General features: G+C 39.2%; 24 protein-coding genes. 14 read left to right on the top strand and 10 right to left on the bottom strand.

The window, feature by feature from the left end:
* Positions 1 to 9: 9 nt before the first annotated feature.
* Positions 10 to 456, bottom strand: a complete 447-nt coding sequence (gene dtd, locus H8R94_RS07290; RefSeq protein ID WP_186854255.1) for a D-aminoacyl-tRNA deacylase — start codon at positions 454 to 456, stop codon at positions 10 to 12.
* Between the two features lie 133 nt (positions 457 to 589).
* Here dtd and H8R94_RS07285 point away from each other — a divergent pair, with 133 nt between their 5' ends.
* Positions 590 to 949: a GntR family transcriptional regulator gene (locus tag H8R94_RS07285; RefSeq protein WP_186854254.1), complete on the top strand. Its 360-nt coding sequence runs from the start codon at positions 590 to 592 to the stop codon at positions 947 to 949.
* Between the two features lie 11 nt (positions 950 to 960).
* Positions 961 to 2,334 (top strand): PH domain-containing protein, encoded by a 1,374-nt coding sequence (locus tag H8R94_RS07280; protein WP_186854253.1) that lies wholly within the window; start codon positions 961 to 963, stop codon positions 2,332 to 2,334.
* 61 nt (positions 2,335 to 2,395) lie between these two features.
* Here the strand turns inward: H8R94_RS07280 and gyrA are convergent, their stop codons facing one another.
* From gyrA to dnaA, 6 genes are all read right to left on the bottom strand, one after another.
* Positions 2,396 to 4,888, bottom strand: a complete 2,493-nt coding sequence (gene gyrA, locus H8R94_RS07275; RefSeq protein WP_186854252.1) for a DNA gyrase subunit A — start codon at positions 4,886 to 4,888, stop codon at positions 2,396 to 2,398.
* A 17-nt stretch (positions 4,889 to 4,905) separates the two neighbouring features.
* Positions 4,906 to 6,831 carry a DNA topoisomerase (ATP-hydrolyzing) subunit B gene (gene gyrB, locus H8R94_RS07270; protein ID WP_186854251.1) on the bottom strand — a complete coding sequence of 642 codons (1,926 nt, stop codon included), beginning with the start codon at positions 6,829 to 6,831 and terminating at the stop codon, positions 4,906 to 4,908.
* Positions 6,818 to 7,933: a DNA replication/repair protein RecF gene (gene recF / locus H8R94_RS07265; RefSeq protein ID WP_186854250.1), complete on the bottom strand. Its 1,116-nt coding sequence runs from the start codon at positions 7,931 to 7,933 to the stop codon at positions 6,818 to 6,820. The genes gyrB and recF overlap by 14 nt, the downstream gene beginning before the upstream one ends.
* Entirely contained in the window at positions 7,930 to 8,145 is a 216-nt protein-coding gene (locus H8R94_RS07260) for an RNA-binding S4 domain-containing protein (protein ID WP_118280660.1), read from the bottom strand. Before H8R94_RS07260 ends, recF begins: the two co-directional genes overlap by 4 nt.
* Before the next feature lie 12 nt (positions 8,146 to 8,157).
* Positions 8,158 to 9,270, bottom strand: a complete 1,113-nt coding sequence (gene dnaN / locus H8R94_RS07255; protein WP_118280659.1) for a DNA polymerase III subunit beta — start codon at positions 9,268 to 9,270, stop codon at positions 8,158 to 8,160.
* A gap of 295 nt (positions 9,271 to 9,565) precedes the next feature.
* Complete coding sequence (gene dnaA / locus H8R94_RS07250; protein ID WP_118534927.1) at positions 9,566 to 10,951, bottom strand: chromosomal replication initiator protein DnaA; 1,386 nt, start codon at positions 10,949 to 10,951, stop codon at positions 9,566 to 9,568.
* A 410-nt stretch (positions 10,952 to 11,361) separates the two neighbouring features.
* On the opposite strand from dnaA, the gene rpmH reads away from it, so the two are divergent.
* The 8 genes from rpmH (at position 11,362) to rsmG (ending at position 18,222) form a co-directional block, all read left to right on the top strand.
* Positions 11,362 to 11,496: a 50S ribosomal protein L34 gene (gene rpmH, locus H8R94_RS07245; RefSeq protein ID WP_005334681.1), complete on the top strand. Its 135-nt coding sequence runs from the start codon at positions 11,362 to 11,364 to the stop codon at positions 11,494 to 11,496.
* A 92-nt stretch (positions 11,497 to 11,588) separates the two neighbouring features.
* Complete coding sequence (gene rnpA, locus H8R94_RS07240) at positions 11,589 to 11,927, top strand: ribonuclease P protein component (protein ID WP_118280712.1); 339 nt, start codon at positions 11,589 to 11,591, stop codon at positions 11,925 to 11,927.
* A gap of 15 nt (positions 11,928 to 11,942) precedes the next feature.
* Positions 11,943 to 12,164 (top strand): membrane protein insertion efficiency factor YidD, encoded by a 222-nt coding sequence (yidD, locus tag H8R94_RS07235; RefSeq protein ID WP_186854249.1) that lies wholly within the window; start codon positions 11,943 to 11,945, stop codon positions 12,162 to 12,164.
* Between the two features lie 17 nt (positions 12,165 to 12,181).
* On the top strand, positions 12,182 to 13,465 hold the full coding sequence (locus H8R94_RS07230; RefSeq protein ID WP_243098660.1) for a YidC/Oxa1 family membrane protein insertase: 1,284 nt from the start codon (positions 12,182 to 12,184) through the stop codon (positions 13,463 to 13,465).
* Positions 13,466 to 13,480: 15 nt separating this feature from the next.
* A complete protein-coding gene (gene jag, locus H8R94_RS07225; protein ID WP_118280657.1) occupies positions 13,481 to 14,104 on the top strand; it encodes an RNA-binding cell elongation regulator Jag/EloR in 624 nt (207 codons plus the stop codon).
* Between the two features lie 81 nt (positions 14,105 to 14,185).
* Complete coding sequence (gene mnmE / locus H8R94_RS07220; protein WP_186854248.1) at positions 14,186 to 15,556, top strand: tRNA uridine-5-carboxymethylaminomethyl(34) synthesis GTPase MnmE; 1,371 nt, start codon at positions 14,186 to 14,188, stop codon at positions 15,554 to 15,556.
* A gap of 29 nt (positions 15,557 to 15,585) precedes the next feature.
* Positions 15,586 to 17,484, top strand: a complete 1,899-nt coding sequence (gene mnmG, locus H8R94_RS07215) for a tRNA uridine-5-carboxymethylaminomethyl(34) synthesis enzyme MnmG (protein ID WP_186854247.1) — start codon at positions 15,586 to 15,588, stop codon at positions 17,482 to 17,484.
* A 15-nt stretch (positions 17,485 to 17,499) separates the two neighbouring features.
* A complete protein-coding gene (rsmG, locus tag H8R94_RS07210; protein WP_186854246.1) occupies positions 17,500 to 18,222 on the top strand; it encodes a 16S rRNA (guanine(527)-N(7))-methyltransferase RsmG in 723 nt (240 codons plus the stop codon).
* Between the two features lie 43 nt (positions 18,223 to 18,265).
* Here rsmG and H8R94_RS07205 read toward each other — a convergent pair whose 3' ends face one another.
* Positions 18,266 to 18,655: a FeoC-like transcriptional regulator gene (locus H8R94_RS07205; RefSeq protein ID WP_118534931.1), complete on the bottom strand. Its 390-nt coding sequence runs from the start codon at positions 18,653 to 18,655 to the stop codon at positions 18,266 to 18,268.
* 37 nt (positions 18,656 to 18,692) lie between these two features.
* Positions 18,693 to 19,634: an alpha/beta fold hydrolase gene (locus tag H8R94_RS07200; RefSeq protein ID WP_118534932.1), complete on the bottom strand. Its 942-nt coding sequence runs from the start codon at positions 19,632 to 19,634 to the stop codon at positions 18,693 to 18,695.
* A gap of 254 nt (positions 19,635 to 19,888) precedes the next feature.
* Here H8R94_RS07200 and H8R94_RS07195 point away from each other — a divergent pair, with 254 nt between their 5' ends.
* Positions 19,889 to 20,338: a hypothetical protein gene (locus H8R94_RS07195; protein WP_118534933.1), complete on the top strand. Its 450-nt coding sequence runs from the start codon at positions 19,889 to 19,891 to the stop codon at positions 20,336 to 20,338.
* A gap of 43 nt (positions 20,339 to 20,381) precedes the next feature.
* On the opposite strand, the gene H8R94_RS12180 is transcribed toward H8R94_RS07195, so the two are convergent.
* Positions 20,382 to 20,960 carry a glycosyl-4,4'-diaponeurosporenoate acyltransferase CrtO family protein gene (locus H8R94_RS12180; protein ID WP_118534934.1) on the bottom strand — a complete coding sequence of 193 codons (579 nt, stop codon included), beginning with the start codon at positions 20,958 to 20,960 and terminating at the stop codon, positions 20,382 to 20,384.
* 441 nt (positions 20,961 to 21,401) lie between these two features.
* Between H8R94_RS12180 and H8R94_RS07185 the strand changes: the two genes are divergently transcribed.
* The 3 genes from H8R94_RS07185 to H8R94_RS07175 are packed head-to-tail and all read left to right on the top strand — an operon-like array spanning position 21,402 to position 23,632.
* Positions 21,402 to 22,172: a ParA family protein gene (locus H8R94_RS07185; protein WP_186854245.1), complete on the top strand. Its 771-nt coding sequence runs from the start codon at positions 21,402 to 21,404 to the stop codon at positions 22,170 to 22,172.
* 2 nt (positions 22,173 to 22,174) lie between these two features.
* The gene (locus H8R94_RS07180; RefSeq protein ID WP_118280648.1) at positions 22,175 to 23,089 is read left to right on the top strand and encodes a ParB/RepB/Spo0J family partition protein; all 915 of its coding nucleotides are present in this window, start codon (positions 22,175 to 22,177) and stop codon (positions 23,087 to 23,089) included.
* A 45-nt stretch (positions 23,090 to 23,134) separates the two neighbouring features.
* Positions 23,135 to 23,632, top strand: a complete 498-nt coding sequence (locus H8R94_RS07175) for a DUF4446 family protein (RefSeq protein ID WP_186854244.1) — start codon at positions 23,135 to 23,137, stop codon at positions 23,630 to 23,632.
* The last annotated feature ends 11 nt before the right edge of the window (positions 23,633 to 23,643 follow it).

Genomic DNA, 23,643 nt, shown 5'->3' with positions numbered 1-23,643 from the left:
TTTCTCCCTCTACCACCAGTCGCTATCCCACAGGATCGTGAATGGTCCGTCATTTTCCAGATTCACTTTCATATCTGCGCCAAAACTGCCACATTCCACCTTGCCAAATGCCTCCTGACATTTTTCTTTAAAATATTCATAAAGTCCATTGGCAAAATCAGGTGCGCCTGCTTTGACAAAACTCGGTCGGTTTCCTTTTTTACAGTCCGCATAAAGTGTAAACTGTGATACTATAAGTATTTCACCATCCACATCTTTTATGGACAGATTTGTCTTTCCATCCGCATCCTCAAAAATGCGAAGTCCCTGCAACTTTTTGACATATTTATCTACCATTTCTCTGGTGTCGCCATCCGCCACACCAAGAAATATCAAAAGCCCTTTGCCGATCTTTCCGATCACGTCACCATCTACTTTGACAGATGCATGATTTACCCGCTGAATTACTAACCGCATGCATATTCTCCTTTACATCTAAAATTTATTATATACGCAGGTGTCTGTATCAGCAATGGGTAATTTTTTCTCTTGACTTTTGTATTATTTGTATTACACTAAATAATACAAAATAAGAAGAAAGGAGTCTATCATGGTCATCTGTATTGACGAGGTTTCTGAAATTCCTATTTACAAACAGATCCGCAATCAGATTGTCTTAGGTATTTCTGATGGGAAATTACAGCCCGGGGAACAATTACCTACCGTGCGCGCCCTTGCAGAAGAAATCGGGATCAATTCCATGACGGTAAACAAAGCCTATGCTCTTTTAAAACAGGAAGGCTATATCGTTACCGACCGCAGAAACGGCGCAAGGATCCGAAATGAATTTGACCAGGGCAAATATCTCTCACAAACTTCTTTGGACAATTTGCAGCAGATCATATCCGAGGCAAACATTCGCGGATTTTCAAAGGAAGAATTTTTCCAATTATGTGAAAAGTATTTTTAGGAGGCAGATCTATGTTTAATATCATTCTTTTTATTAGTACATATCCGGTACTGCTTATCATTTATTTCGTTTTAAAAAACAACCATAAATTTCATGATCATTTGTTGTTTTCTGTATCCATGAAGGAAGAATGGGTAGAGCAACCTGCAGTTCAGAAGATCATAAGCGACTTTAAGAAGCAGATGAACATCCTGCTTCTCATCTTTTTTGCGATTCCTCTCACCAGTTTACTGACAAGTCATTTTTCCATACAGTTTACAATCTGGATGAATTGGCTCATGCTCTTAATTCTATTATTTTATGTGCCATATGCCATAGCCAATAAAAAGTTAAAGAAATGGAAAAAGGAAAATCAATTATACGAAAATCAGATTTTAGTATCTTATGTAGAGATGAAAAATGCCGGAAATGTCAGAAAGGTACGATTTTTGCCATTCTTCCTTCCGACTTTTCTCAGTTTTTTCGTTTTTATCCTTTCCATTGTATTTTCGGCTATCTCTGAAAAAACAGATTTTGACAGCACGATTATGGTTCTTATCATTGCGGCTATCAGTTTATTGTACTGGATTATTGCTCTCTGGATGGATCGTAGACCGGTGGAAGTCATCTGCAATGACAGTGACATCAACATCAATTACACCAGATCCAAAAAAAACGTGTGGAAAAATTTCTGGTTAGCCTGTGTCTGGCTAAACCTTGTCTATACTTTGATTACCTTTTTGCCTCTTATATCCGATACTATCCATCTAGGTATTTTTCTTGTTGGATCCATTGCTTATGCCCTTGTCCTCTTGATCTTGATCATCCCATTAGGAAAAAAATTCAAAAATATTGAAAAACGTTATGCAAGTTCTTTTGATCCGGCATTTAAGACCAACGAAGACGAGGCATGGATCTTTGGACTGTTTTACTACAATCCTAAGGACAAAAGCAGCATAGTAGAAACGAGAGCCGGCATTGGAACTTCCGTAAATATGGCAACAGGTCTCGGAAAAGGGCTTACAATCTTTTCTATTATTGCAATGCTCAGTATTCCTTTTATCAGTATTTTTATGATCATGGAAGAATTTACACCAATCCACCTTGTCATAAAAGATGACACTCTTTACTGTGAACACATTTTTGAAAACTATGCTATTGATACAGATACCATTTCCAATGTATCTTTGGTAGATGAACTGCCATCTATGGTAAAAAGCAATGGAACCGCTATGGATAATCTCTTAAAGGGAAAATTCCATGTGAGAAATCAGGGAAACTATGAACTATTCTTAAATCCGCAACACAAGTATTATATAAATTTTTCGGCTGATGAAAAAAATTATTATGTAAATGGATTTGATGATAAAGAAACCTTAGAAATTTATAGCGAACTCACAGATTGATAAAACTCCGCCAGTTTTGCAATTAACTGCAATCAACTCTGGCGGAGTTTTATTTTACTTCTTATTCTTCTGTAGAATCTTCCTGATTTTCTTCACTTTCATCCATAATCATGTCTTCCTTGCGTACTTTTGCAATACTTGCAACCGTAACGCCCTCACCGACATTGATTAATTTCACACCGGAAGTAATTCTTCCGAGAAGTGCTATATCATTGACCTTGATGCGGATAATAATACCTTCGGTATTGATAAGCATCATCTCATCATCTTCATTGACAGCCTTACATCCAACGACATTTCCTGTCTTTTCTGTAATCTTGTAACACTTGACACCCTTACCGCCACGGTTCTGCGGTGTAAATTCTTCTACCAGTGTGCACTTTCCAAGACCCTTTGCAGAAACGATCATCAGAGAATCTCCCTGAGAAGCAAGCTGCATTGCGATCACTTCATCCTGGTCTGTCAGACTCATACCGATAACACCCATAGAAGTACGTCCGGTATTTCTTACATCTGTCTCATGGAAACGGATACATTGACCAAACTTGGTGATCAGAATGATGTCCTCACTATTATCTGTCAGTTTTACTTCAATCAGACGGTCATCTTCACGCAGATTGATGGCTGCAAGACCCGTCTTACGGATATTTTCATAATCTGTGATCTTCGTCTTTTTCACAATACCATTCTTGGTAGCCATGAAAAGATACTGGCTGTCTGAGTATTCCTTGATCGGTATCATGGATGTGATCTTTTCGTCCGGCTGCAACTGCAAAAGGTTGACAATAGCAGTACCTCTTGCGGTTCTGGAACATTCCGGAATCTCATAGGCTTTCAGACGATAAACTCTACCGGTATTGGTAAAGAACATGAGATAATGATGCGATGTCGTCATCATCATTTCGACAATGTAATCTTCATCGATCGTCTCCATGCCCTTGATTCCCTTACCGCCACGATGCTGGCTCTTAAAGTTATCCACATTCATACGCTTGATATAGCCAAGTTTTGTAAATGTGATAACAGTATTTGTAACCGGAATCATATCTTCCATGGAAATATCATATTCATCAAATCCGATAGAGGTTCTACGATCATCCCCATACTTATCAGAGATAGCAAGGATTTCTTCCTTGATAACACCAAGCAACTTCTTTTCATCTGCAAGAATTGCCTTTAACTCCGTAATGAGTTCCATCAAAGACTTATATTCTTCTTCCAGTTTGTTTCTTTCCAAACCGGTCAATGCGCGCAAACGCATCTCAACAATGGCATTTGCCTGTGCTTCTGATAAAGCAAAACGCTCCATCAACTGCTGCTTTGCCGTAGCCACATCAGCAGAACCACGGATGATCTTGATCACTTCATCAATATTATCCAGAGCGATCAATAATCCCTGTACGATATGTGCTCTTTCTTCTGCCTTGTTCAGGTCGTATCTGGTTCTTCTGGTTACGACATCTTTCTGATGCAGCAAGTAATAATTTAAAAGTTCATAGAGGTTGAGTACCTTTGGCTGGTTGCCGACCAAGGCAAGCATAATTACACCAAAAGTATCCTGCAACTGTGTATGCTTGTAAAGTAAGTTGAGCACGACATTCGGATTGACATCACGACGCAACTCAATACAGATACGCATACCTTCTCGTGATGATTCATCACGAAGATCGGTAATACCGTCAATCTTTTTATCGCGGACAAGTTCTGCGATCTTTTCGATCAGGCGTGCCTTATTTACCATATATGGAAGTTCGGTTACAACGATACGGTTCTTGCCGTTGTTCATCGGCTCAATCTCAGATACCGCACGCACACGGATCTTACCGCGTCCTGTACGATATGCCTCATCAATACCGGCATGACCTAAGATCGTACCACCGGTCGGAAAATCAGGACCCTTGACGATCTCAAGTAATTCCTCAATATCTGTCTCACGATCTTCCTCTACCTGATTATCAATAATCTTTACCACGGCTGCGATAACTTCACATAGATTGTGTGGCGGAATATTTGTCGCCATACCAACAGCAATACCTGTTGTTCCATTTACCAGCAAGTTTGGATAACGGGAAGGAAGAACGGTTGGTTCTTTTTCCGTCTCGTCAAAGTTTGGCATGAAGTCTACGGTATCTTTGTTGATATCGGAAAGCATAGCCATGGAAATCTTGGAAAGTCTTGCCTCTGTGTAACGCATGGCAGCAGCGCCATCTCCATCCACAGAACCAAAGTTACCATGTCCGTCGACAAGTGGATATCTGGTCGACCATTCCTGTGCCATGTTGACAAGTGCTCCATAAATAGAAGAATCACCGTGCGGATGGTACTTACCCATGGTATCACCGACAATACGCGCACACTTTCTGTGTGGCTTGTCCGGTCCATTATTCAATTCGATCATAGAATATAAAACTCTACGCTGTACCGGTTTGAGTCCGTCTCGAACGTCAGGAAGGGCGCGGGACGCGATTACACTCATGGCATAATCAATATATGATGTTTCCATCGTCTTTTTCAGATCCACCTCATGAATCTGATCAAAAATCTTGTCATCCATTTGTAAACGTCCTCCTACTAAATATCAAGATTCTGAACATATTTTGCATTTTCTTCAATGAATTCACGACGAGGTTCTACCTTATCACCCATCAAAGTTGAAAATGTAACGTCAATTTCAGAAGCATTTTCATCATGAACCATAACACGCTTTAAGATACGGCGCTCCGGATCCATGGTTGTCTCCCAAAGCTGCTCTGCATCCATCTCTCCAAGTCCCTTATATCGCTGGATCTTATTATTTCCGTCACGACCGACCTCTGTCAAAATGTTATTGAGTTCTTCATCACTATAGGCATACCAGACCTTGCGATTCTTTTCAATCTTGTAAAGTGGCGGTGTTGCCAGATATACATAGCCCTGCTTGATGAGTTCCGGCATAAAACGATAGAGGAAGGTAAGCATAAGTGTTGCAATATGCGCACCATCGACATCGGCATCTGTCATAATGATGATCTTGTGGTAACGAAGTTTTGTAATATCGAAATCTTCGTGGATACCGGTACCAAAGGCTGTGATCATCGCCTTGATCTCGGCATTTGCGTAAATCTTATCTTCTCTAGCTTTTTCTACATTTAAAATCTTACCACGCAAAGGCAAGATAGCCTGTGTTGCACGACTTCTCGCTGTTTTTGCAGATCCACCGGCGGAATCTCCCTCGACGATAAAAATCTCACAATTTTTTGGATCCTTATCGGAACAGTCTGCCAGTTTACCCGGAAGTGAGGTTCCCTCTAAAGCAGTCTTTCTTCTGGTCAGATCTCTTGCCTTTCTGGCTGCTTCCCTTGCTCGCTGCGCAAGCAGCGTTTTTTCACAGATAGATTTGGCAACCTGCGGATTCTGCTCCAAAAAGTAAGTCAACTGCTCACTTACAATACTGTCAACCGCTCCTCTTGCCTCACTATTTCCAAGTTTTTGCTTTGTCTGTCCTTCAAACTGCGGCTCTTCGATCTTGATACTGATAATCGCAGTCAATCCTTCACGGATATCCTCTCCACTAAAGGCACTCTCATTTTCCTTCAAAATCTTTGCTTCTCTGGCATAAGCATTAAAGGTCTTTGTAAGCGCACTACGGAATCCTGCCAGATGTGTACCACCTTCCGGTGTGATGATATTATTAACAAAAGAATAAGACGAATCATTGTAGGAATCATTGTGCTGCATGGCAACTTCTACATAAACGCCATCTTTTTCGCCTTCACAATAGATAACCTCAGGATAAAGTTCCTGATTTCCTTTATTCAGGTAGGTAACAAATTCCTTGATACCTCCTTCATAGTGGAAAACGCGTTCATTGATCGGATCTTCCCTCTTATCCTGCAAAGTAATGCGGAGATTTTTTGTCAAAAATGCGGTCTCACGAAGACGCACCTTTAAGGTATTAAAATCAAAGGTCGTTGTCTCAAAAATAGATCCATCCGGTGAAAAAGTAACCTTAGTTCCTGTCTTATCCGGATCACAAGTACCGATCTCTTTCAAAGGATACATGGTCTTTCCACGCTCATAGCGCTGCTTATAAACCTTACCGTCACGGCAGATTTCTACTTCCAGCCAATTAGAAAGCGCATTTACAACAGATGCACCTACACCATGCAGACCACCGGATACCTTATATCCGCCACCGCCAAACTTACCGCCGGCATGTAAAACTGTAAATACAACTTCAACCGCAGGAATTCCTGCTTTTGAGTTGATGCCGACCGGAATACCACGACCATCATCTTCTACCGTAACCGTGCCATCTTCGTTGATGCTTACAATAATATGGTTACAAAATCCTGCCAAAGCCTCATCTACGGCATTGTCAACGATCTCATATACCAAATGATGCAATCCACGCTCAGATGTGCTACCGATGTACATACCCGGACGCTTACGAACAGCCTCTAATCCTTCCAATATCTGAATCTGATCTGCTCCATATTCCTGATTATTCTGACTCATTTTTATCCTCCATCATATTGCTATGTAAATGAACGCATCCATTCTCTACTTCGTATACCTTATTCAAGGTAAATCTATTTTTCACAAAATCATCCAGACCCGTACAGGTAATGATAGTCTGTGTATCGTCGATCGCCTGTAAGAGATAATTTTGTCTATTATGATCCAATTCTGAAAGTACATCATCAAGCAAAAGAACAGGTTTATCATGAATGGTCTGCTCTACTAATTTGATTTCTGATAATTTCAGCGACAGAGCACAAGATCTCTGCTGCCCCTGCGAACCAAACTTACGCACATCAATATCTCCCACAGAGATTTTTAGGTCATCCCTGTGCGGTCCGACTGAAGTCTGTGCATATTTTAAATCTTTTTCCTTGGCGCGTATCAATTCATCTTCAAAGAAAATATCCTCAATATTTGGTTCGTATTTGATAACCATTTCTTCCCTGCCACCGGAAATCTTGTAATGGATATCATGAACGACTTCATTTAATTCCATGATAAACTGATTTCTTCTGGCAATGATCTTTTTGCCGTAGTTGACAAGCTGCATATCCCATACCGGAAGTGTTTCCTTGAGACTCGGGTTAAAATAAAGATCTTTGAGAAGTTTATTCCGCTGATTTAATATCTTATTGTAGTTTGTCAGATCCGATAAATAAATCTTATCCAACTGACAAAGTTCTGCATCAATAAATCTTCTTCTCTCTGCCGGTCCGTTCTTAATGATGTTCAGATCTTCCGGCGAAAAGAAAATAATATTTAAAATACCAAAAAGTTCGCTTGCTTTCTTGATGGGAACCTTGTTGATGGCAATGCCCTTTGCCTTATTTTTCTTGAGGTGGATATCGATCTGGTATTCCTTTTCGTTCTTTTCCACCAGCGTCTTGATATGAGACTCTGTCTGGTCAAAACGGATCATCTCTTTATCCCGGCTGCCCTTGTGTGACTTTGTCGTTCCACTGACATAGGCAGCTTCCAAGATATTTGTCTTTCCCTGGGCATTATCACCATACAAAATGTTGGTGCCCTCATCAAATGTAATATCTAAATGTTCATAATTACGAAAATTACTTAATTCTATGGACTTTATGATCATCTGACTACTTTAACGCTCTCTCCCTCAAAAGTAACCACATCACCCGGGTAGATTTTTTTGCCACGACGAAGTTCCACCTCGCCATTGACACTTACCAGTCCATCTAAAATGACCATCTTGGCATCCACACCGGAGGACATCATATTGGCTTTTTTGAGTAATTGTCCAAGTTTGATATAGTCATCGCCCTCTCTTAAACTAATTTCTTCCATTTTATATTCCTCTTAGTTTGTCGCTGTATTAAAGTTTACCGGAAGAATGAGGTAAATGTACTTGTCCTCATCATCCTTAATAAAACATGGTGCCTTTGGATTAACCATGTAAATAGATACTTCTTCCTCATCAATAACACGAAGGGCATCGATAAAAAACTTTGGATTGAATCCGATCAAAATATCCTTACCTTCTTTGCCGATCTCGATATCTTCCTTCATGGATCCGGCAACAGAATTGATCTTTAATTCCATGTTTCCATCGGTAATATCCATGATGATCGGCTTTTTGTCGCCTTCTTTTACCATCAGAGTCGCACGGTCGATACAGTCTAAAAGTTCTCTCTTGTTGATCTTAAACTTTGTCTCATAATCGGTAGACAACATCTGATCGATTTTGAAGTATTCGCCTTCAATCAGACGGGAAACAACCGTTGTATTGTCGAATTCAAAAATAATATGATTGTCTGTAATAAAGAGATTTACCATTTCTTCGGTGGATCCCGGAATGATCTTGCTGACTTCTATCAGGCTCTTTCCTGGAACAACGACCTTTTTATTTTCATAAGATTCCTTTAATTCGATGTTACGAATGGAAATTCTATGACCATCCAGAGAAACCACTTTCAGATGATTTCCTTCAATTTCAAATAATTCACCTGTCATCAATTTGTTATTTTCATTATCTGCAATAGAAAAAATGGTCTGGCGGATCACTTCCTTTAATGTAAACTGTGAAAGTAAGATCGGCTCATTACGAGGAATGATCGGAATATAAGCAAAATCTTCACCGGATTTTCCTACGATAGTAAAGTTTGCCTTTTCACAGGTAATAGTTGTCTTAAAGGTAGCATCTGTTTCAATGGTAACTTCATTATCAGGAAGTTTACGAACAATATCAGAAAAGAATCTGGCATCCAATGCAATGATACCTCTTTCTTCAATCGTGCCTTCAATGATCGTTTCAATACCAATTTCCATATCATTGGCTGTTAATTTGATTTCATTTGTAGAAGCATCGATTAAGATACATTCTAAGATAGCCATGGTAGTTCTGGTAGGAACTGCTTTTGAAACGATGTTTACTCCTTTTGCTAGTTCTGCTTTTTGACAGGTGATCTTCATAATCGGTAAAACTCCTTTCAGTTTAACATAGATAAATATAATAGAAATTAATAGTAATATTATTATAGGGTGTGCAAAAGTGTATAAGTCGTGAAACGCTGATGGTTTCTGGACTTGTCCTAAAAGTTAAATCAAAAAGTACTGTTGAAAGGCTGAGGAAACACAGAGGATGTTTTGTAGATAAAAGGGACAACCTCTTAAGGTGTTTTACCTTTATCCTCAGGCTGTAAACATAAATTCACAACTTATCCCATATATTTAAACATAGAAATCAACAACTTATACACAATCTCATCTAATTTGGATTGATCTTCTTTTTGATGGTGTCGATCTGTTTACGAAATTCTTCATCATTATTATATTCTTCTTCAATCACATTACGTCCGTGTAGGATAGTAGAGTGATCTCTTCCGTTGAGTAACTGACCGATACCTTCTAAGGTAGCATCTGTCATGGTATTGCATAAGAACATGGCAATCTGACGCGGTCTGGAAACGGATTTACTGCGATCCTTGGAAAGCATCTTTTCCATAGGAATATTATAATGTTCAGAAACAACTTCAATGATGAGTTGCGGTGTAACTTCTCTAGGCTTGTCCGGATAAATAATATTCTGAAGTTCACGCATGGCAATATCCATGGTGATCTCGCTCTTTTCCAGATTGGAGTAGGCAATGAGTTTGTTGAGTGCCCCTTCCAGTTCACGGATGTTGGACTTGATATTCTCAGCAATGTAATCCAAGATATCATCACTCAGATTGATCTTTTCAGATTCGACTTTTTTGCGCAAGATCGCCATTCTTGTCTCATAATCAGGATTGCCGATATCAGCCATGAGTCCGCTTTCAAAACGGGAGCGGATTCTTTCTTCCAAAGTCTCCATCTCTTTTGGCGGCTTATCGGAAGTGATAACGATCTGCTTTCCAGCCAAATAAAGGGTATTGAAAGTATTGAAAAATTCTTGCTGCGTGCTTTCCTTACCTATTAAAATCTGGATGTCATCGATCAGAAGGATGTCAACCGAACGATATTTTTCTCTGGTCTTTGTGATGGCATTGGAAGAATTGGATCCACGAATGCCTTCGATGACTTCATTTAAGAATTGTTCGGAAGTCACATAAAGTACCTTTTTATCAGGATTTTCATTGATAATGAAATTGCCGATGGAATGTAAAAGGTGTGTTTTTCCAAGTCCCGGTCCACCATAGATATAAAGTGGGTTGTATGCTTCGCCCGGAGATTCTGCAACAGCGAGAGATGCCTGTCTGGCAAATTTGTTGTTGCCACCTACGACGAAAGTATCAAAGGTGTATTTTGCATTTAAATTAGAAGTTGCATAGTTGGCTGACTTTGGAATAAAAGTCTCATTGATAGCCGGTGTGCTGAATTCGCCCGGTAAGGCAAAACGCAATTTTACTTCCTTAGTAAAGCCACATACTTCACTGATCATGATGGCAAGAAACTTTGCGTACTTCTTGGTGATATAATTGATTGCCATCTGGTCAGGATCGGATTCCTGATCATCTTTTGGATCAAAGACAACGATTAGTGTATCATCTTCAATGGATGTTGGCTCCAGTGGTAATAACCAGGATTTGAAGGAAATATCAGAAATAGAGTGTTCTTCTTTGAAACTCTGTAAAATATCATCCCATTTTTCCTGAATAAGTTCTAAATTCATATGTAGTCCCCGTTCTTTATCCTAATAACCTATCATCTATAATACCTTAATAAAGCCATTTTATCAACAAAAACATCATAGGTATAGGGGATAATACAGGCACCTTATTTTCTTTATTTTCCAAAATACGACGTTATAGGGCTATCTTTGTGCATAAAGTGGATAATAGACTTAGTATGTGGATAAGTTATAAACCACAATATCTGACACAAAATGACATTTTTAGCAATATATCTGTGGATGAATGTTTTTAAATTTTACACTTATCCACAAAGTTATCCACTTTATCAAGAGAATTTTAGAAAATTGTGGAAAAGGTAAAATACCTAAAAAATGTTGATTTTGCTTGACTTTGAGACTTTTTTTGTTATAATGATAGCGATGTTTTTTCATAAAGGGAGGTGGATACTATGAAGATGACATTTCAACCAAAAAAGAGACAGAGATCTAAAGTACATGGTTTTCGTTCAAGAATGAGTACAGCAGGCGGAAGAAAAGTATTGGCTGCTAGAAGAGCAAAAGGTAGAAAGAAATTATCAGCTTAGGCCACAGACCCTGTGGTCTTTCTTCTTTTTATCAAAAACGATCATGACCCAATTCGAGAGACTTTTTGTCATGGAAAGGTGAGTGGATATTAGTGAAATTCAGTGATTCTTTAAAGAAAAATGCCGATTTCCAGTATGTTTATAAAAACGGACAATCCAAAGCAAATCGATATTTAGTTATGTACGTATGCGAGAATCAAGGATCCACAAATCGAATTGGAATTTCTGTTAGTAAAAAAGTAGGAAACAGTGTAGTACGACATCATTTGACGAGACTGATCAGAGAAAGTTATAGACTACATGAAGAGATGTTCAATAGTGGTTTGGATATCGTAGTCGTTGTAAGAAACAGGGCAAGGGATTGTTCTTATCATGAAATTAATGATGCTTTGCTTCATCTTGCAGGTCTTCACAACATATTAAATAGGTAATAATTGGAAAAGAATATGCAATCAATTTTGAAAAATGGTTTAATCTGGATTATCAAATTCTATAGAAAGTATATTTCGCCAATGAAGACAACGAAATGCCCGTATTATCCCACATGCTCGACCTATGGTCTGCATGCTGTGGAGAAGTACGGTTTTTTTAAAGGCGGAGCTTTGGCTGCCTGGCGTATTCTTCGTTGCAATCCATTTTCAAAAGGTGGTTATGATCCTGTTCCATAAAATGGAGGTTTTTAACATTGACAGAGTTATATTTAACTGCTTATGATGGTGCGATCTTAGGACCAATCGCTAAAGGACTCGGCTGGATCATGGATAAGATATACGTTTTTCTTAGTTCCGTATGTCATATCAACAGCATCGCCCTTACCATCATCGTATTTACGGTATTCATTTACCTGTGTCTGTTCCCGCTGACTTATAAGCAGCAGAAGTTTTCTGTGCTTACAAGAAAGATGCAGCCGGAACTGAATGCTATCCAGAAGAAGTACAAGAATAAAAAGGATACTGCTTCTATGCAGGCACAGCAGGAAGAAACACAGATGGTCTATGACAAATACGGTGTTTCTCCAATGGGTTCTTGTTTACAGATGCTCATTCAGATGCCGATCCTTTTTGCACTTTACCGTGTATTCTGGAACGTACCGGCTTACATTACCAGTGTAAAGGACATTTTTACCGATGTTGTAAACGGCATTATGGCAACCGATGGTTATGCACAGACCATGGAAGCACTTTATAAGAGTGCAGGTCTTAAGAATGTTGCTTTTCATGCAGATGCAACCGGTACAGCAATGAGCAATTCTATCATTGATGTTCTTTACAAATTGAGTGAATCCGGTTGGAGCGCTCTGGCAGACAGTTTTCCTAATCTTTCTGACTCCATCGCAACCACAGCCGCAAACTTAAAAGATATCAACTACATGTTCATCTTAAATATTTCCGATACACCTTGGAATCTGATGAAGACAGCATGGGCTGATAAGTATTGGGTACTCCTCATTGCAGCACTTTTAGTTCCAATCGTTTCTTATCTTGGACAGGTCGTCAATATGAAGTTGATGCCTACACAGGATACTTCCGGATCCGGCAACGCACAGGCAGATCAGATGGCACAGCAGATGAAGACAATGAACATGATGATGCCTTTGATGACACTTTTCATCGCCTTCACCTGTCCGGTAGGTCTTGTTTTGTACTGGACCATGGGTTCTGTAGTCCGTATCGTTCAGCAGATCTTACTGAACAAGCATTTTGAGAAGATCAATCTGGATGATATTATTGAAAAGAACAAAGAAAAAGCAGCAAAGAAGAAAGAGCAGCGCGGTATCCGTCAGGCACAGATCTATGAAGCAGCAAAGATGAATACAAAGAGCAACAGCATGGCTTCAAAGGCAAACATTTCTTCTGACAAGATTGATGCTTTGAACAAGGCAGAAGAAGCGCGTGCACATGCTGCAAGCGGATCTATGGCATCAAAAGCCAATCTGGTAAAAGATTTTAACGAGCGTAATAATAAATAATGGGGGTTTAAAATCATGGAATTTGTAGAATTTAGAGGAAAAACTGTTGATGATGCAATCACAAATGCATTGGTTTCTCTTGGAACAACAAGTGATCAGATTGAATATGAAGTAATCGAAAAAGGCAGCAACGGTATTCTTGGTTTTGGCAGCAAAGATGCAGTCATCAAGGTTGCAAAGAAGTCTACACCGGAAGATGTTGTAAAAGATTTCTTAACAGAAGTTTTTGATAAGATGAACTTAGAAGTTGAGATCATCACGAAGTTTGATGAGATCGAGGGTGTGATCGACATTGAATTGAAGGGACCTGAGATGGGCGTTCTGATCGGTAAGCGCGGGCAGACATTGGATTCTCTCCAGTATCTGACAAACCTTGCTGTCAACAGAAAGTCAGACAATTATCTTCGTGTAAAGATCGACACAGAGGATTATCGTAGAAGAAGAAAGGAAACCTTGGAAAACCTTGCCAAGAACATGGCTTATAAGGTAAAGAGAACCAAGCGTCCGGTTTCTTTGGAAGCAATGAATCCTTATGAGAGAAGAATTATTCACTCTGCTTTGCAGAATGACAAGTATGTTGTAACACATTCTGAAGGGGAAGAACCTTACAGACATGTTGTTATTACCCTGAAGAAATAATATAAATGGGTTGAAATCTTTGGACTTTATCTTCATAATAAATGGGGATAAGGTCCAATTTTTTCTTATAAGGAATTGATTATGTATAAGACAGATACTATTTGTGCAATCGCATCTGCCATGACAAATGCCGGTATCGGTATTATCCGTGTGAGTGGTTCGGATGCGATTGAAAAAGTTGATCGAATTTATAAAGGAAAACATAAACTGACGGAAGTAGAGTCTCATACCGTACAATATGGTCATATCGTTTATGATGATAAGGTCATAGATGAAGTTATGGTACTGGTCTTGAAGTCTCCGCGTACTTATACGACAGAAGATACTGTTGAGATCGATTGTCATGGCGGGACACTTGTCATGCAGGAGATTTTAAAAGCCGTTATAGCGCAGGGTGTAAGACCGGCGGAACCGGGAGAGTTTACTAAGCGGGCATTTTTGAATGGCAGGATCGATCTTTCCCAGGCAGAGTCTGTTATGGATGTGATTTCTTCCAATTCCAACTTGGCTCTTCACAATTCCATCAATCAGTTGCAGGGCATTTTTTCAGATCAGATCAAGGATATGCGGTCTAAGATCATTTATGAGATCGCTTATATTGAGTCGGCTTTGGATGACCCGGAGCATATAGACATTACAGGTTATGGGGAAGAACTTTTACCAAAGATACAGGAGATCATAGATCAGATTTCGCATTTGCTTGCAACCGCGGATAATGGTTCTATGTTAAAAGAGGGCATTAAGACGACGATCATTGGCAAACCAAATGCCGGAAAATCCTCTCTTTTGAACCTGCTTGCCAGAAAAGACCGGGCGATCGTTACTGATATTGCCGGAACAACTCGTGATACTTTGGAGGAGCAGATCAGTTTGAATGGTATTTCCCTTCGCATTATTGATACGGCGGGTATTCGCCATACAGAAGATGTGGTAGAAAAGATTGGTGTCAAAAAGGCATATGATACCATGGAAAATGCTGACCTCATCCTTTATGTCGTGGATGCATCAAGACCATTGGATGAAAATGATATTGCCATTATGGAAAAGATCAAAGATCTCAAAGTTATTGTACTTTTAAATAAGACGGATCTGGATCCGGTCGTGGATGCGGACGAGATCCATAAATATCTGTCACAGGACATTTTGCCGTTTTCTGCAAAGAATGGTCAGGGATTGGATTATCTGGAGAAAATGATCACAGATATGTTCTTTACAGGTCAGATCATGGACAGTAATGAGGTATTTCTTACCAATGCCAGACATATTGCAGCGCTTTCTGATGCAAATGAGAGTTTAAAGCATGTTGTGGAAAGTATCTCTATGGATATGCCGGAAGATTTTCTGTCGATCGATCTTATGGATGCTTATGAAAGTTTGGGTATTATCATTGGTGAGTCGGTAGAGGAAGACTTGGTAAATGAGATTTTTGCAAAGTTTTGTACCGGAAAATAGAAAGTGCCCATAATTAGGAAGGAAAAATTATGCCAGTAATAGAAGAAACATATGATGTCGTTGTTGTCGGTGCGGGTCATGCCGGATGTGAGGCTTCTCTTGCCGCAGCACGACTTGGGTTAAATACCATACTTTTTACTATCAGCATGGATAGTGTGGCTATGATGCCGTGCAATCCAAATATCGGCGGAAGTTCTAAGGGACATCTGGTAAGAGAGATCGATGCTCTTGGCGGACAAATGGGTATCAACATTGATCATACTTTTATCCAATCCAAGATGCTCAACAAATCCAAGGGTCCGGCAGTTCATTCTCTCCGTGCTCAGGCGGACAAGGCTGCCTATAGTATGGAGATGCGCAAGACTTTGCAAAATACCGAAAATCTTACCCTGCGTCAGGCAGAAGTCTGTGAGATCATAGTAGAAGACGGAAAGATCACCGGGGTAAAGACTTTGTCCGGTGCTATCTATCATTGTAAGGCATGTGTTCTTTGTACCGGAACTTATCTGAAAGCCCGTTGTCTTTATGGTGATGTGATCGAACATACCGGACCGAATGGTTTAAAGGCCGCTAATCATCTGACGGATTCTTTGGTGGAAAATGGTATTGAAATGTACCGCTTTAAGACAGGTACTCCGGCAAGAATAGACGGTTCGACCATTGATTACGACAAAATGGAAGAACAGTTTGGAGATGAGAAAGTTGTTCCATTTTCCTTTACCACAGACCCGGAGGATGTGCAGATAGATCAGGTGTCCTGTTATCTGACTTATACAAACGAAAAGACACATGAGATCATTCGCGCAAATCTAGATCGTTCGCCAATGTATTCCGGTGTGATCGAGGGCACCGGTCCGAGATATTGCCCTTCCATCGAGGACAAGGTCGTAAAATTTGCTGATAAGAACAGGCATCAGTTGTTTGTGGAGCCGGAAGGCCTCAATACCAATGAAATGTATATCGGTGGTATGAGTTCTTCACTCCCGGAAGATGTGCAGTACGCCATGTATCATACGGTTCCTGGATTGGAGCACGCAAGGATCGTCCGCAATGCTTATGCCATAGAATATGATTGCATCAATGCCAATCAACTTTATGCCACACTTGAGTTTAAAAAGATCAAAGGACTTTTCAGTGGTGGACAGTTCAATGGCAGCAGTGGATATGAAGAAGCTGCCTGTCAGGGACTTCTTGCCGGTATCAATGCTGCTCTTGAAATTTTAGGAAGAGAACAGGTTGTATTAGATCGTTCTGAAAGTTATATCGGTGTTTTGATCGATGACCTTGTGACAAAGGAAAACCATGAGCCATATCGTATGATGACATCCCGTGCAGAGTATCGTCTGCTGTTGCGCCAGGATAATGCGGATCTTCGTTTGACTCCGATCGGTCATAAGATCGGTCTGATCTCTGATGAGCGTTTTGCCTGGGTAGAAGAAAAGCGGCGTCTGATCGAGCAGGAAATCAAGCGCGTGCATAGTGTTCATATCGGTGCCAATGAAAAAGTACAGACTTTTCTTGAATCACAGGGAAGCATACCTTTGAACTGTGGTGTGACTTTGGCAGATCTGATCCGCAGACCGGAACTGAATTATGAATGTCTGGCGCCGATTGATCCGGAGAGGCCTCGCCTCCACCCGGAAGTGAGAGAGCAGGTCAATATTCATATCAAATATGAAGGCTATATCACAAGACAACAAAAACAAGTAGAGAACTTTAAAAAGATCGAGTCAAAGAAGATACCGGAGAATATTGATTATGAAGTCGTTCCGAGTCTTCGTATTGAAGCCCGCCAGAAGTTGGAGGCATTGCGGCCACTTAGTATAGGGCAGGCTTCCAGAATTTCCGGTGTATCACCTGCGGATATTTCCGTACTTTTGGTTTATCTGGAAAGTTATGATTATAAGAAAGAACATAATATAGAGTAAAGATTGGAAAAGTGTATGAATTATAATTTAAATCGATTTTATCATGGATTGCAGGAACTTGACATTAACTTATCAGAAGATCAGATCAAGCAATTTCTTATTTATTATGAAATGCTGATAGAAAAAAATAAGGTCATGAATTTGACGGCAATCACGGAATTTGATGAGGTTGTGGAAAAACATTTCTTAGACAGTTTGTCCTTGGTTGAGGTTGCAGATCTTCATAAATCTCAGAAAGTACTTGATCTTGGTACAGGTGCAGGTTTTCCCGGTATTCCGCTTAAGATTGCTTTTCCTGAACTTGAGATCACACTCATGGATTCCTTGAACAAGCGTATTTTGTTCTTGCAGGATGTCATAGATGAACTTAGTCTGGAAAATGTTGAGGCAGTGCATGGCAGGGCAGAAGAAGCAGCGCGCAACAAGAATTACAGAGAGCAGTTTGATCTATGCCTATCGCGTGCCGTTGCTAATATTTCGACTTTGTCAGAATATTGTCTACCATTTGTAAAAGTAGGCGGAGTCTTTATCTCTTACAAGTCATCAAATATTGATAAAGAACTGGATCAGGGAAAGAAAGGTATTTATCTTTTGGGTGGAAAAGTTTCGGATGTGCACAAATTTTCTTTGCCGGATTCTGATCTGCAAAGGTCTTTTGTAGTCATTCAAAAAGAAAAGAAGACACCAAAGGCTTATCCGAGAAAAGCGGGGATGCCTTCTAAGGATCCATTACATTAAAGACATAAAAATGGGATAAGAGGAAATTCTTATCCCATTTTTATTATTCCAAGAAACGCATACGATCGTCTTCCTGACTTTTGAAATCCGGTGTAAGTTGGATTTTTTTATTGTTGTAATTCATGAGGCGCATACAATCCGGACAGAGTGTTCCGAAAGAAACCGGCTTGCCACAACGCTGGCATTTGGTGCCGACGATCTGTGTATCTTTTTCTACATATTCGATACGCCCCTCTTTGATCCAGTTTCTCACTTTTTTTATGGAAATCTGAAAATGATCTGCTACCATATATTCATTTACAACATTGGATCGAATGTAATCTTTCACACGCATAAAGAGGTCTTCCTCCTGACAATGCGGACAGACGTCGCCCTCATAATCAGCGGATAATAATTTGTGACAGATTTTGCATTCCTTTGTATTTTCTATCATAAGCATGTCCCATCTTGTGTAAGTCAATCGTGTTACTTTATGCCAGATAATTCTGAATGATCTTCAGACATTGATCCGGTACTTCTAACATTGGAAGTAATTTTGAATTGGAAATGTATGTGACATCGATCGCATGATTTTTCTTTACATATTCTTCTGCGATGCTGATGGCTTTCTTTCGGTCTGTACTTTCTATGATGTGAAGATTATCTTTGTCTGTGATGGCTCTTGTCACATCCACGTTTGTATAAGAACATTTTTTGCTGGCATATAAAAATCTGCCGTTACTCTTATGGATGTGTGCAGACTGATAATACAGATCTGTAAATTTCTTGTTGTCCTGTAGTGGGCGGCTCAGATACTTTTTGTCAAAGATAGAACGGATATGATCTTCACTGACATAAAAGTTGTAGAGGGCTGTTCCGACCAGTGGTGCAAACAGGATATTTTTGATCGTCATCTGTAAACGGTTGGTCTCCATCTTCATCTGATGGATGTCAGACGGATTGATCAAAATGATCTGATCGAAAAGATCAGGATTCATTTGATTTGCCATGATGGCAATGGATGAAGCATCTGCGCTGGTAATGACATTTGTCTTTTCACCGATCACATCCTGGATAAAGGAGGTCAGCAACTGCACATACAAAAAATTCGTATAAGTAAGTGATGGCTTGTCTGATCTGCCGCATCCGAGAAGATCCAGTGTGTATACGGTGTGATCCTTTTCTAATTTTTTCAGAATCTTGGACCATTCATAACCGGAACTGATGGTATCTAAATTGTGGAGCAAGAGGAGAGGAGCGCCCTGACCCTGCCTGGTGTAATAGATTCGACCATATTTAAAATCATAAAAATCACCCTTTGCCGTAGAACAAAGATTTTTATCTTTTGCATGATAGTCGATCGCTGTGTTGGTCGCATAGAGAGCAGCCGTTGCAGCAAGCACTGTTTTTAATAAGGAATGTTTTTTACCCATATTTGATCTCCCTAAATTTTCTAATCCTATTATTTTTTATTATAGTGTACTTTATGCGTCTTATCAAATATTTTCTGAAAACTTTTAGAATTTTTCTATAATTTATTTTGTTTTGTTAAGGTAGAATTCTTGCAATGCTAAGTCATAATATTATAGAATATAGGTGGAGTTAAATATCCTAATTATGTATTAAAAAATATTTAATACGGTAGTGTATTAACGTGATAAAATATATAAATATCAAAGGATGAAATATGGTTTACGAATTTCTAAAGAAGCAGCAGGAAGAACTGATCGCTAAAAAAATAGAACTGGATGAGGACTATGAATTAGTCCTTAGCAAAATTAAAGAAAATGAAAAATTCTTAGATCTTTTGGATGAGGAGGATAATTCTTATTTTTCTGATTTCACACCAAGAGATATTAATCAAAAAAACAAGTCCCGTATACAGGAACTGCAACAATTACTGGTAGGATTGAACCAAGATAAAATAAATCTTTCTTCTGAGATAGACAGAGTGCATGAAAAATTATCCGACTGCGAAAAAGCATTGGAAGAGGTAAAGGACACCAAGAACAACCAAGAGCAGTTGAAGGATGTTTCACATGAAAAAGAATTAAAAACGATTTCTTCTTATATTATAAGTGATCCGAGAAGAGCAAAATTGGAACTGGATCATTATATCAGTAAGTATATGTCTTGATATATTATGAGGGTAAACAATCCAATATGTTTACCCTCATTTTTTATTTATTCTGTCTTTCATAGATGCGGACAAGTCTTGGTCGGTTGTATCTCTGGATCATAACAAACATACTATCAAATAGGGTAGCACAGATTGCCGTGATCAAGAATACCGGTAAGGCACCAAAAGGTATGGTAAAGAGAATGGACAAGATGCTAAATAGCATGATAAGTTCATGCACAAGTTCTGCATGACACATATTATTGATGACCTCTTGTATGCTATGTATTTTTAAAGAAAATTGGCTTGGATCAAAGACCATGACCTGCCTTTTCCATTGTTTTACTTTAAGTCCTTTGTATAGTTTGGTCTCCCATGTCTTTGGTTGAAACCACCATATCTGGTAGTTATACTTATGATGAAACAGGAGGCTTAGTATAAGAGGAGACAACAGTCTTATCACGATATGATAACTTGTTGTAAAAAATGTGATGGCAAGCGACTCTATCCAGTCAATTTGTAGATGTAGATAGAGTATGGTAAAAAGGATTGTTCCGAGCAGTGCGATGACAAGAGAGACTGAAACTATCCTTGGCCATGGACTGTAAAATTCATCTTCTTTCTTTTTTATTAAAGTCATATACACTCCTTATCCTATAGTTCATGGTAGTATTGTTAAATATCCTCCTGTATTTATCTATTAATTATAGAAAACAAATCAGGATATGACAATATCTAGAAAAGAAAAATATTTATGAAACACTAGATATAGGTACTATGGATGAGATGTTTCACGTGAAACATTATATATATATATACTTATCCACAAATAATGACCACAATATTTAGTGTTGAGATTTGGATAAACTCCAGATGATTTTACTATATCTTGTAAAAATGTTTCACGTGAAACATTCTAATGTGGATAATGTGAATAGACAATATCTAGTATTATATATAGTGAAAGGCTTGATTTTACTAGGAAAAATCGCTTTTTAAAGTTCTATAAAAGTGCTATAATTGGTATCGTTGTAAATAAGAATATACGATAAGAGAATAGAAAGAAAAGGAGTTTCATCAGATGGGAAGAATCATCTCAATTGCAAATCAGAAGGGTGGCGTTGGTAAGACAACGACATCTATAAATTTGTCAGCATGTCTGGCAGAGTTGGGTAAGAAGGTATTGGTTATCGATCTGGATCCGCAGGGAAATACGACCAGTGGATTTGGTATTGATAAAGAAGAAATAGAAAATACAGTTTATGAGTTGATGCTGGGAGAATGTTCCATTCGAGAGAGTATGACAAAAGTGGAAAATATTGAGCATTTATCTTTGATTCCATCTAATGTAAACTTAGCAGGAGCGGAGATCGAATTGCTGGGCATCAATGAAAAAGAATATATTTTAAAGAATGCAGTAGATTACATTCGTGACGATTATGATTTTATCATTATTGATTGCCCGCCATCATTGAACATGCTTACCGTCAATGCTATGACAACAGCAGATTCAATTCTTGTTCCAATCCAGTGTGAGTATTATGCATTGGAAGGAATCAGCCAGTTGATCCATACGATCGACCTGGTACAGGAAAGATTGAATTCAAATCTTAGGATTGATGGTGTGGTATTTACCATGTACGATGCAAGAACAAATCTTTCATCAGATGTTGTAGATACTGTCAAAGAAAATCTGAATGCTACGGTTTATCAGACGATCATTCCTAGAAATGTTCGTTTGGCAGAGGCTCCTTCCCATGGACTGCCGATCAATCTTTACGATTCAAAGTCTTCCGGAGCAGAGAGTTATCGTAATTTGGCAAAGGAAATTATTGAGAGAAAGGATGTCTAGGCATGGCAGCAAAAAAAGGATTAGGTAAAGGACTGGATTCCTTAATTCCAAGTAAACCAATAGAAAGTGCAAAAGAAGTATCAGATCAGAATGCGGTAGAAAATGCAAAAGCAATGGTAAGCATTGACAAGATCGAGCCAAATGCAGAGCAGCCACGAAAAGCATTTGATGAAGATGCTCTGATGGAATTAGCAGATTCTATCAAACAGCATGGTGTCTTATCACCACTTTGGGTGCATGAAGTAAAGAACGGAAAAGATTCTTATTATGAGATCATTGCCGGCGAGCGTAGATGGCGTGCGGCAAAGAAAGCAGGACTGAAAGAAGTACCTGTTATCGTTATGAATCTTTCAGAGCAGGAAATCGTTGAGATTTCTTTGATCGAGAATATCCAGCGTGAGGACTTAAATCCGATTGAGGAAGCCCTTGCTTATAAGAAACTTTTGGATGAGTTCAATCTGAAACAGGATGAAGTAGCGGAGCGTGTGTCAAAGAGTAGAACAGCCGTTACCAACTCTATGCGTCTTTTGAAGTTGGATGAGCGTGTACAGCAGATGGTCATTGACGAAATGCTTTCCACCGGTCATGCCAGAGCCATTCTTGGTATTACAGATAAGGATAAGCAGTACGATTTTGCACAGCGTGTTTTTGATGAAAAACTCAGCGTGCGTGATGTAGAAAAAGAAGTAAAGCGTCTGCAAAATGAGAAAGACAGTGACAAGGTAAAAGAGCCGAAGATCGATCCGAGACTTGAGGCTATTTATGCAGAATTGCAGGAGCAGATGAAAAAGACACTGGGAACAAAGGTAACTATCGTGCCAAAGGATAACAAAAAGGGTAGAGTAGAGATCGAGTATTACTCACAGGATGAGTTGGATCGTATCGTAGGTCTGTTTCAGTCTATCCGTCATGAATAGAACAAATGTTCTGTAAAATACAAAGAAAGAAAAGTTGGTGTTATTATGTTTGAAGAATATTTAGGAATCAGTACCGATTATGTTGTCATTGGTATGGCAGCAGTTATCTTGCTTTTGATCATCCTCATGATCATCAATGTGGTGCAGATGAGCAAGTTAAAGAAAAGATATGCAATCTTTATGAGTGGTAAGAATGCCAAGTCACTGGAAGATACACTTGTATATCGACTGGAGCAGGTAGATGAACTGATCGAGAATAATGCGGCAAATGAGAGAAACATTGATGCTTTGTTCAAGAGAATGAAGTTTGGTTTTCAGAAGTACGGACTCATCAAGTATGATGCTTTTCAGGAGATGGGAGGAAAACTTTCTTTTTCACTTGCCATGTTAAATGAGAAGAATGACGGATTTGTCCTTAATGCTGTTCACAGTCGTGAGGGCTGCTATACATATGTAAAAGAGATCATTGACGGCAATTCCATCATTACGCTTGCAGAGGAAGAACAACAGGCTCTCGATGCTGCGCTTGAGAGTAACAAGTAAGGAAAGTAGGA

This window comes from Roseburia lenta (genome assembly GCF_014287435.1).
Taxonomy (GTDB): Bacteria; Bacillota; Clostridia; order Lachnospirales; family Lachnospiraceae; genus Pararoseburia; species Pararoseburia lenta.
Note: the sequence above shows the minus strand (reverse complement) of the source record. Positions and strands in the feature narration are given on the sequence as shown.